Raw genomic sequence first — 10,129 nt, forward strand, 5'->3', positions numbered from 1 at the left:
CCTCTCCAGATATCTGCACTGCCAAGAGCTGTGAGAGCTTTTGCTGCCTTGAAAAAGAATGGCTAAATAAATCATCCAAGACAGTTGCTCCCACAAGGGATCAGTGCTTATCTGGCACTACCCCAGCAACTGGCTCAACACTGCCCGCAACTTGCCCGGCTTGACCGGTTTGTTCAGCAGCGGCGCATTCAGTTTGCGCAAGGCGCGGCGGCACTGGTCGCTGCGGTCGGCGGTGATGATCACTGCCGGGATGGTCTGCTGGAAATGCTCGCGCAGGTGCTTGACCACCTCGCAGCCGACCACCCCATGATCCAGATGGAAATCCGCCAGGATCAGCTCCGGTGCATGGCCTTGCAGCACCTCCAGGGCGGTCGCCTCGTCAGTGGCGGTCAGTACCTCGCAGCCCCACTGTCCCAGCAACGCGGCCATGCTTTGCAGGATGCTGAGTTCATTGTCGATCACCAGCAGCCGGCGTCCGGGCAACGGGTTGCCGCTCATCGCCAGGACTGGTGTCTCGGACAAAGGCAGCGGCTTTTCCTCCGACAGCGGCACTTCGATGCTGAACACCGAGCCGCGCCCCGGCCTGGAACGCACCTGGACCCGGTAGCCAAGGATATGGGCGATGCGCTCGACGATTGCCAACCCCAACCCTACACCTTTGCGGTCTGCCGCCCGGCCCACGTCCAGCTGGTTGAATTCGAGGAAAATCGACTCCAGGCACTCGGCGGCAATCCCGCGCCCCGTGTCCCAGACTTCCAGGCTCAAGCGCCCTCCCCGGCGCCTGGCGGCCAGAAGAATACCGCCCTGGTCCGTGTAGCGACAGGCATTGCTGAGCAGGTTGCGCAGGATGCGCGTCAGCAGACGCAGGTCGGTCATGACCACTTCTTCGCCAAAACGCGCACGCAACTCCAACCCCGCGGCGCCCGCCACCGATTGAAACTCGGAAACCAACGGCGCCAGCAACTCGTCCAGGCGATAGGACGCAATGTCCGGGCGAACCGCAGCCTGGTCCAGCCGGGAAATGTCCAGCAGGTCGGTGAGCAGGTCTTCCGCGCCCTCCAAAGCCTGGTGAGTACGCTCCACCAAAACCTGCTCAGCGTTCGGCAACTGACGCTCACGCAACGTGGCGATCAGCAGGCGCGCGGCGTTGAGCGGCTGCAGCAGGTCGTGGCTGGCGGCGGCCAGGTACTTATCCTTGCTGCGGTTGGCGGCCTGTGCAGCGTCGCGGGCGTCGCGCAACTGTTGTTCGACGAGCTTGCGCTGGGCGATCTGCTGTTGGAGGTTGTGATTGGCTTCCAGTAATTCATCGGTGCGCTCGGCCACCCGCTGCTCCAACTGATCGTTGAGCTGTTGCAGGCGCTGGCGGGCCAGCTCCAGGTCTTCGAGGCGCGCCGCCAGTTCAGGGTAATGGCTTTTGCGCGTCGAATGATTGCCCAACCCCAACAGCCCGGCCAGGGCTTTTTGCTGTTCGTCAGAGGGCTTCGCCATAGACGACCTCGACATCCCGCTGGCTCGACTCCCGAGGGTTGGTGAGGATGCACGGATCATCCATCGCGTGCTGGGACAGGAAAGGAATATCCGAAGTGCTCACGCCATGCAGGCCCAGGGTTTCGTGGAAACCGATGGTGTGCTTGAGCGCAATCAGATGTTCCACCAATCGGGTGCGGATCTGCCGATGATTCAATCCACGGCAGTCGATCCCCAGCGTCTCGGCGATCACCTTGAAACGGTCCGGCGCCGAGTTGTAGTTGAACGCCACCACATGCTCCACCAGCACCGCGTTGCACAGGCCATGGGGCAGGTCCAGGAAGCCCCCCAGACTGTGGGACATGGCGTGCACGGCGCCGAGAATCGCATTGGAGAATGCCAGCCCGGCCTGCATGCTGCCGAGCATGATCTTTTCCCGCAGGGCAACGTCCGCCGGGTTGGCGATCATCTGAACCAGGTTGCTGTTGATCAACCGCATGGCCTCCAGCGCATGAGGGTCGGTGAGTGGGCCGTGACCGGTGGAAACGAAGGCCTCGATAGCGTGCACCAGCGCGTCGATGCCGGTGCAGGCCGACAGGAACGGGTCCATGCTCAGGGTGGTTTCCGGGTCGATCAGCGAGACATCCGGCACGGCGGCCTTGCTGACGATGGAGAACTTCATGCGCTCCTGCTGGTTGGAGATGATCACGAACTGCGAGACATCGGCCGAGGTCCCGGCAGTGGTGGGGATCAGGATCAGCGGTGGGCTCGGCACTTGCAGGGTGTCGACACCTTCGAACTCGAGAATATTGCGGCCATGGGCAACCACGATCCCGATGGCTTTGCCGCAGTCCATGGGGCTGCCGCCACCGACCGCGACGATGACGTCACAGTGGTTTTCCCGGTACAGCTCGGCACCGAGCATCACTTCCTCGACCCGGGGATTGGGCGAAACGTCGCTGTAGATGCAGTAATCGATACCCAGGGCCTGGAGACTGGCCTCCACATCACCCACCCAGCCGGCGGCGATGACGCCTGGATCGGTGACCACCAACACCTTGCGCGCGCCGAAGGTCTGGGCGTAATTACCGACATTGTGCCGGCAACCGGCACCGAACATGATTTCAGGAGAAACGAACTTGCGTAGCGGGCTGAGGCTCATCTTTTCAGGTACATGGCTCATTGGTAAGCCTGTTCTTATTGTGTTGGATACCCAGAGCCTAAAGCATCCCGCCGTTAATGCAATCAGACCAATGGGTAGCCCGGCCTGAACGCATCAGGCCGGGCCGACGCTCATCGATTGGCGAAGTACATCGTCACTTCGAAGCCGATACGCAGGTCGGTGTACGCGGGTTTAGTCCACATGGGTCTTTCCTCTTCTTGTACCGGGCGATTCCGGCAAGCTCATTAATGCACGGGGTGCCTTGGCTTCGAATGCTACTTTCGAAGCGGTGGGTGGGGTGCGTTGGTAGCAGGTTCTACACACATAAAATGTGGGAGCGGGCTTGCTCGCGAAAGGGGCCGTTCAGTCACTGAGTTCTGTGAACGTGCCGACGCCTTCGCGGGCAAGCCCGCTCCCACAGGGTTTTGCAGCGTTTGCGGATTAGAAGAAACCCAACGGATTGATGTCATAGCTCACCAGCAGGTTCTTGGTCTGCTGGTAGTGATCGAGCATCATCTTGTGGGTTTCACGCCCCACGCCGGACTTCTTGTAGCCACCGAACGCCGCGTGCGCCGGGTAGAGGTGGTAGCAGTTGGTCCAGACGCGCCCGGCCTTGATCGCCCGGCCCATGCGGTAGGCGCGGTTGATGTCGCGGGTCCACAGGCCGGCACCGAGGCCGAATTCGCTGTCGTTGGCGATCGCCAGGGCTTCGGCTTCGTCCTTGAAGGTGGTCACGCCCACCACCGGGCCGAAGATTTCTTCCTGGAACACGCGCATTTTGTTGTGGCCCTTGAGCAGGGTCGGCTGAATGTAATAGCCGCTCGACAAGTCGCCCTCCAGGCGCTCGGCCGCGCCGCCGGTCAGCAGTTCGGCACCCTCCTCGCGGGCGATGTCCAGGTACGAAAGGATCTTGTCGTATTGCTGTTCGGACGCTTGGGCGCCGACCATGGTCTCGGTGTCCAGTGGGTTGCCGCGCTTGATCTGGGTGATCTTTTTCATGACTTCGGCCATGAACGGCACGTAGATCGACTCCTGCACCAGGGCACGGGATGGGCAGGTGCAGACTTCGCCCTGGTTGAAGAACGCCAGCACCAGGCCCTCGGCCGCCTTCTCGATGAAGCTCGGCTCGGCCTGCATGATGTCTTCGAAGAAGATGTTCGGCGACTTGCCGCCCAGTTCCACGGTGGACGGGATGATGTTCTCGGCGGCGCACTTCATGATGTGTGAGCCCACCGGGGTCGAACCGGTAAAGGCGATCTTGGCGATACGCTTGCTGGTCGCCAGGGCTTCACCGGCTTCGCGTCCGAAACCATGGACGATGTTCAACACACCGGCCGGCAGCAGGTCGGCGATCAGTTCGGCAAAGACCATGATCGACAGCGGTGTCTGCTCCGCCGGCTTGAGCACGATGCAGTTGCCGGCGGCCAGGGCCGGAGCGAGTTTCCAGGCGGCCATCAGCAAGGGGAAGTTCCACGGGATGATCTGCCCGACCACGCCCAGCGGCTCATGGAAATGGTACGCCGTGGTCAACTCGTTGATCTCGGCTGCACCGCCTTCCTGGGCGCGGATGCACCCGGCGAAATAACGGAAGTGATCGGCCGCCAGCGGCACGTCGGCGTTGAGGGTTTCGCGCACGGCCTTGCCGTTGTCCCAGGTTTCGCTGACGGCGAGGATTTCCAGGTTCTGTTCGATACGGTCGGCGATTTTCAGCAGCACCAGGGAGCGGTCCTGCACCGACGTCTTGCCCCAGGCATCGGCGGCGGCATGAGCGGCATCCAGGGCCTTGTCGATGTCGGCGGCGCTGGAGCGCGGAAATTCGGCGATCACCTGGCCGTTGACCGGGGATGTATTGGTGAAATATTCGCCTTGGACCGGTGGGACGAACTCACCACCGATGAAGTTGCCATAGCGCGGCTTGAAGGAAACGACGGCGCCTGGGGTTCCGGGTTGTGCGTAGATCATGATGGGCCTCTGCCTGGTCGATGCCTGTCACGGGACAGGCGATAGGCCGATGGTAGAGAGCCCCGCCGGCCAGACGAATGCGTCATTGGCAGGAGGGGCTCTCGTTATTTGGTCGTAGGTTTTGCCGGGATATCTGGATGGATCGGCTTTTTTTGTGGGAGCGAGCCTGCTCGCGATGGCGTCGGCACATTCAGCATCGATGCAAGCTGATCCACCGCTATCGCGAGCAGGCTCGCTCCCACAGGTTTTGTATCTACAGTGAATACCGCGTCAACTCAGCGTTTCGCCACCAACTCCTTCGGCAACTTGAAGGTCCAGAGCATCCCACCCTGGTTGAAATCCTTCACGCGCTTGGCCACTTCGCCGCCCCACAGCGGCACCGCGCCGCCCCAGCCCGAAACCACGGAGACGTATTGCTCGCCGTCCATTTCCCAGGTAATCGGCGAGCCGAGCACGCCGGAACCGGTCTGGAATTCCCAGACCTTTTCCCCGGTCTTGGCATTGAAGGCCTGGAGGAAACCTTCAGGCGTACCGGTGAACACCAGGTTGCCCTTGGTGGTCAGTACCCCGCCCCACAGCGGCGCGAAGTTCTTGTGGCGCCAGACTTCCTTGCCGGTCTTCGGATCGATGGCTCGCAGCACGCCGATGTAGTCCTCGTTCAGCGGCTTGATGGTGAATCCCGCGCCGAGGAACGCCGCGCCTTTCTTGTAGGCGATGCCTTCGTTCCAGATGTCCATGCCCCACTCGTTGGAGGGCACGTAGAACAGCCCGGTGTCCTGGTTGTAGGCCATCGGCATCCAGTTTTTCGCGCCCAGGAACGCCGGGGCGACGAACACCGAGCTGCCCTTGGCTTCACTGCCCGGCGCGCCCGGACGGCTGGCCTCGTTGTAGATCGGCCGACCGTCCTTGTCCAGGCCGCTGGCCCAGGTGATCTTGTCGACGAACGGGAAGCCACGGATGAACTTGCCGTTGGTGCGATCGAGCACGTAGAAGAAGCCGTTACGGTCAGCGGTGGCCGCTGCCTTGATGTCCTTGCCGCCTTCCTTGTAGTTGAAGGAGATCAGCTCGTTGACGCCGTCATAGTCCCAGCCGTCGTGGGGCGTGCTCTGGAAGTGCCACTTGATGCTGCCGTCGTCCGGATTCAGGGCCAGGCGCGACGAGGAATAGAGGTTGTCGCCAGGACGCAAGTGGGAGTTCCATGGGGCCGGGTTGCCGGTGCCAAACAGCAGCAGGTTGGTTTCCGGATCGTAGTAGCCGCCCAGCCACGGCGCCGCGCCGCCGGTTTTCCAGAGATCCCCCGGCCAGGTCTTACCGGCTTCGCCACCGGAGATGCCATTCTCGACCGCCTTGCCGTCCTTGTAGACATAGCCCATATGCCCTTCCACGGTCGGACGGGTCCACAGCAGCTCGCCGTTCTTCGGATCGAAGGCGCTGATCTGGCCCACCACGCCGAACTCGCCGCCCGCCACGCCGGTGATCAGCTTGCCGTTGACGACGATGGGCGCGGCGCTGATGGAGTAGCCTTCCTTGTGGTCGGCGACTTTCTTGCTCCAGACCACCTTGCCGGTGTCCTTGTTCAAGGCGACCAGCTTGGCATCGAGGGTACCGAAGAACACCAGGTCGCCGTACAACGCCACGCCACGGTTGATCACATCGCAGCAGGGACGGATGTCATCGGGCAGACGCGCGTCGTACTGCCAGAGTTTCTTGCCGGTACGAGCGTCCACCGCGAACACCCGCGAATAGGATCCGGTGAGGTACATCACCCCATCCTTGATCATCGGCTGGGCCTGCTGGCCGCGTTGTTTTTCACCGCCGAAGGAGAACGCCCAGACCGGCCGCAGGTCCTTGACGTTGTTGACATTGAGGGTATCGAGCGGGCTGTAGCGCTGTCCCTGGACGCCGAGGCCGTTGGTGACGACCTGTTGCGGGTTTTTCGGGTCCTGGAGAATTTCCTGATCGGTCACGGCGGCCAGGGCCGAACCCGACAGCAGCATGGCACTGAGCAGCAGGCTCACGGCGAAGGGTTGGCGACGTGCGGGATGAGTCATGACGGCTACCTCTGCGGTTATTGTTATACCCGGGAAATTTTCCCGGTCTGCCACAGATTCTTGGGCTCGGGGCCGCTGCCAACAATTGCCCGCTGTGTTGAGTTTTCTAGTTCCTTGGTACATATGAAAATCCCCTCGCCACAGAGGAATTGCTCAGCCAAGGGTCATTTGGCATCCACCCGCCTCATCCCCACCCGTTCATACCGCGGATAAAGATGACTCACACTGCGAATCAGCTCATAACGGCTCAGGCTGATCCCGGCAAAGCGCTCGGGAATGGGGCTGCGGATCATCTCGGCCATGTCGTCGCCCCGGGCGGCGCCGTCGCGCATCAATTGGTCGAGCCAGCTCAGGTAGTCGCGCATCTGCCAGAAGGGCCGCTGGTCGCTCGCCAGCGGGCCGTGGCCGGGGACGATCAGTTTCCAGGGCAAGGCCTGCAACGTGTCCAGGTCCTTGAGCCACACATCCAATCCCGGGCTGTTTGGCGTGGTCAGGGCCCGTTCGTAGAACACCAGGTCGCTGGCGAACAGCACGCCGGTGGTTTCATCGAATATCGCCAGGTCGGCCCCGGTGTGCCCGGCCAGTTGCAACAGCCGCAACGAATGATTGCCCACCTTCAGCGTACCGGGAACCACGGTTTGGGTCGGCAGCACCACCTCGGTGCCACGCATCCAGTCGCCCACCAGTCGGTACATGTTTTCCGCCATCGCATCGCCCTGCTGGCGGAGCAGGTCGGTGGTGCCCGCCAGGGCGCCGACAGGTACGTCGCTGAAGGCCTGGTTGCCCAGCACGTGGTCCGGATGATGATGGGTCAACAGCACCTGGACAACCGGTTTGTCCGTGGTCGCCGCGATAGCCTGGCGCAGAGCTTCCCCGTAGCGCTTCGACGGCCCGGTGTCGATCACCACCACGCCGGCGTTGGTGACGATGAAACCGGTGTTGACGATGTTGCCACCATTGGCCTTGGCAAAATTCTCGGTGCTGCCTTCCAGCAGCCACGTGTCCTCGGCAATCTGCCGGGGCTTGAGCGAATAGTCCGCCGCGCCGGCCCACACCGGCAGGCACAAGCAGATCAATAGTGTCCAGCGCATGGCGCGCTCCTTGGGGTCAGGGGATCGCCGCCTCGAATTGATTGCCACTGTTGTCGCGCAACATCAGGCGGGTCTGCCCGGGGCCTTTTACGTCGAAGCCCAGGTTGGGGTTTTCGCTGACCGCCGGGAACAGCTCCAGGCGCGCCAGCACCTGGCCGTCGGCGTCGAGCAATTGAGCCTGGTTGAGGAAGAACTCAGGAATGCCGCTCACCAGGCCGTTGTCCATCGGATGGGCCACCTGCACCCGCAGGCGGCTGCTGTCGCCCCGGGAATAACGGGCACCGAGCACTTCGCCCAGGTGTTCCTCCCAGCCCGGCTGGGTGCGTACCACACTGGGCGCGGTACAACCGCCCCCGGCCGCATCGATCAGGGTCGAACCAACGTGCCACAGGCCATCGCGGGTCTGTACGGCGGCGCGCAATGGCGTGGCTTGCTCGATGCGGATGCGGATCGACAGCCAGGACAACACCCGCTCCCCCGGCTGGAAGTCGACGATCCTGGGCAACGGATTCAGTTCCGCCCAGGCCAGCACCCGGACCACGTCGCCGGCAAAGGCGCGGGCGTCGATTTCCAGCGGCACCTGGCGGGCGTCTTCGGCAAAGGGCGGTGCCAACAACCGGACCCGCTCGTCGAACACGAACGGCGCGTCGCCCAGCAGTTGCTTGTGATAGAACGCCCACATCACCGACGGAACCGGGTCCTTTCCCGGCTCGACCGCTGCCAGCGTCATCATCGGCAGGCCGACCCCCAGCAGGCAACACGCGAGCCATTTCATCCCTGCGCTCCTATTGATACATCTCCGGCACGTCGTAACGCAGGCCGTAATGGGCATAGACGGCCTTGAGGCTGCCGTCGCGGATGAGGCTTTCCAACGCTTCCTCCACGGCATAGGCCAGTTGCCGGTTGCTTTCATGCACCGCCATGCCGATTTCCCAACGCTGCTTGCCCATGTTCGGGTAGGCATTTTCCGCCAAGGCCAGTTGCGGATCGGCGGCCTCGTGGACCTGCCAGTCAACCTCGCCGCGCATGGCCATGACGGCGTCGACCTCCCCCGCCTGCATGGCCTTGAATGCCTGGGCGACGCTGGGGTAGTGATGGGTCCTGGCGCTGAGCATGCCGTTGAACACCGACGTCAGGTAGAACGACGGCACGCTGTCGACTTCCACCCCGATGGGATGCTGCTGGAACACCGCGACGCTGCCCACCGAATCCAATCGACTGCGGTCATAGGCCACCTGCCAACACTCCTGCTGGTAAGGGCCGAACATCACCACCTGAGCGTTTTCCAGTTCACCGACGTCGTTGCGTCTTTGCACATAATCGTGATCGTAGGGCACGCGCATCATCAGGTCGGCCAGTTGACGGTCGTGCAGCGGACTGCTGCGCCAGATGTAATCGCGCAGGTCGTCGTCCAGCTTCTCGCCGGGCGGCGCCCAGATCAGTTTTAGGTGCACACCCAGCGCTTTCGCCAGGGCCTGCGCCAGCTCCACATCGACGCCCCTGGGCTGGCCGTCGGCTTCAAAGCTGTACGGCGCAAAGTCCTTGTACACCGCCACCTTCAACTCACCGGCGGCGATCATCTGGTCGTAGCTGCGCACTTGCGCCTGCACGGCCTGGCTACACAGCAGCACGCTGCAGATTACCCACGCGAACAGGCGCATGGCGATCACTCCTCGACGTGAACACTGTCGAGGTAGGTGCGCACGGCCCACAAGGCTTCCTGGCTCAGGTAATCGGCCATTTTCGGCATGTAGACCCGACCGTCGCGTACCGCGCCGTGACGCACGCGTTCGACAAACCATTCATCTCCGGCTTCGGCGGCATCCAGCATGCGCAGGTCCGGGGCGATCCCGCCGGACTTGGCCTCCAGGCCATGGCACGCGGCGCAGTTCTGGTTATACGCCGAGGCGCCGATTTCCACGGCCTTGTCCCGTTCGGGGGAGTTGCGATAAGGGTTCTGCGAAGCCCAGCCATCGGCGTCCAATGGCAGGTTGGTGTCCTTGACCGGGGTCAACCCCTTGGTTTCCACTGCCTGGGGCACTACGTTGCCATGGGCCCACACGGAGCCTGCGCCGGTCAGCCCCATCAGCAAAGCGGTAGCGATGATGGCGTTGCGTTTTGTTGTCATTGTTATGCCCTCTGGATTGCACGCTGACCTCTCTACAGAGGCCGTGCCGTCATCTTAGGAACCGTGCCGCGCCAGCCGAATGCTGCTTTGGTGGTCGGGTCCTAGTTCCTTGGTAGCAGGCCATCCGACGCAGGTCGCAAAGACAGGCGGTTCGGGAAGTCTTCCCGGCAAAGGCGTAATGCTGTTCACTTAAGCGGAGCGGCCTTACGATCTACCGGATACCGAGTTTTGGAAATCTTCACTGTCCTCGGCCGCCCTGGCCTTGGAC

At 62.5% G+C, this 10,129-nt stretch carries 9 protein-coding genes; all 9 read right to left on the reverse strand.

The window, feature by feature from the left end:
• Window positions 1–117 precede the first annotated feature (117 nt).
• The 9 genes from FBY02_RS27550 to pedF all read right to left on the reverse strand — a co-directional run bounded on the left by FBY02_RS27550 (window position 118) and on the right by pedF (window position 9,861).
• Window positions 118–1,488 (reverse strand): hybrid sensor histidine kinase/response regulator, encoded by a 1,371-nt coding sequence (locus FBY02_RS27550; protein WP_144931636.1) that lies wholly within the window; start codon window positions 1,486–1,488, stop codon window positions 118–120.
• The gene (gene ercA, locus FBY02_RS27555; protein ID WP_144931650.1) at window positions 1,472–2,629 is read right to left on the reverse strand and encodes an alcohol dehydrogenase-like regulatory protein ErcA; all 1,158 of its coding nucleotides are present in this window, start codon (window positions 2,627–2,629) and stop codon (window positions 1,472–1,474) included. The genes FBY02_RS27550 and ercA overlap by 17 nt, the downstream gene beginning before the upstream one ends.
• A gap of 131 nt (window positions 2,630–2,760) precedes the next feature.
• On the reverse strand, window positions 2,761–2,832 hold the full coding sequence (gene pqqA / locus FBY02_RS27560) for a pyrroloquinoline quinone precursor peptide PqqA (protein WP_003243383.1): 72 nt from the start codon (window positions 2,830–2,832) through the stop codon (window positions 2,761–2,763).
• Window positions 2,833–3,070: 238 nt separating this feature from the next.
• Complete coding sequence (locus tag FBY02_RS27570) at window positions 3,071–4,591, reverse strand: aldehyde dehydrogenase family protein (protein WP_144931638.1); 1,521 nt, start codon at window positions 4,589–4,591, stop codon at window positions 3,071–3,073.
• Between the two features lie 275 nt (window positions 4,592–4,866).
• Window positions 4,867–6,642 carry a PQQ-dependent methanol/ethanol family dehydrogenase gene (locus FBY02_RS27575; RefSeq protein WP_144931640.1) on the reverse strand — a complete coding sequence of 592 codons (1,776 nt, stop codon included), beginning with the start codon at window positions 6,640–6,642 and terminating at the stop codon, window positions 4,867–4,869.
• A gap of 164 nt (window positions 6,643–6,806) precedes the next feature.
• Entirely contained in the window at window positions 6,807–7,733 is a 927-nt protein-coding gene (locus FBY02_RS27580) for a quinoprotein relay system zinc metallohydrolase 1 (RefSeq protein WP_144931642.1), read from the reverse strand.
• A 16-nt stretch (window positions 7,734–7,749) separates the two neighbouring features.
• Window positions 7,750–8,508, reverse strand: a complete 759-nt coding sequence (locus FBY02_RS27585) for a quinoprotein dehydrogenase-associated SoxYZ-like carrier (protein ID WP_144931644.1) — start codon at window positions 8,506–8,508, stop codon at window positions 7,750–7,752.
• Between the two features lie 10 nt (window positions 8,509–8,518).
• Window positions 8,519–9,394 carry an ABC transporter substrate-binding protein gene (locus FBY02_RS27590; protein ID WP_144931646.1) on the reverse strand — a complete coding sequence of 292 codons (876 nt, stop codon included), beginning with the start codon at window positions 9,392–9,394 and terminating at the stop codon, window positions 8,519–8,521.
• A gap of 5 nt (window positions 9,395–9,399) precedes the next feature.
• Window positions 9,400–9,861: a cytochrome c-550 PedF gene (gene pedF / locus FBY02_RS27595; RefSeq protein ID WP_144931648.1), complete on the reverse strand. Its 462-nt coding sequence runs from the start codon at window positions 9,859–9,861 to the stop codon at window positions 9,400–9,402.
• Window positions 9,862–10,129: the final 268 nt, after the last annotated feature.

Origin of the sequence: Pseudomonas sp. SJZ078 (assembly GCF_007828255.1) — a bacterium.
GTDB lineage: Bacteria > Pseudomonadota > Gammaproteobacteria > Pseudomonadales > Pseudomonadaceae > Aquipseudomonas.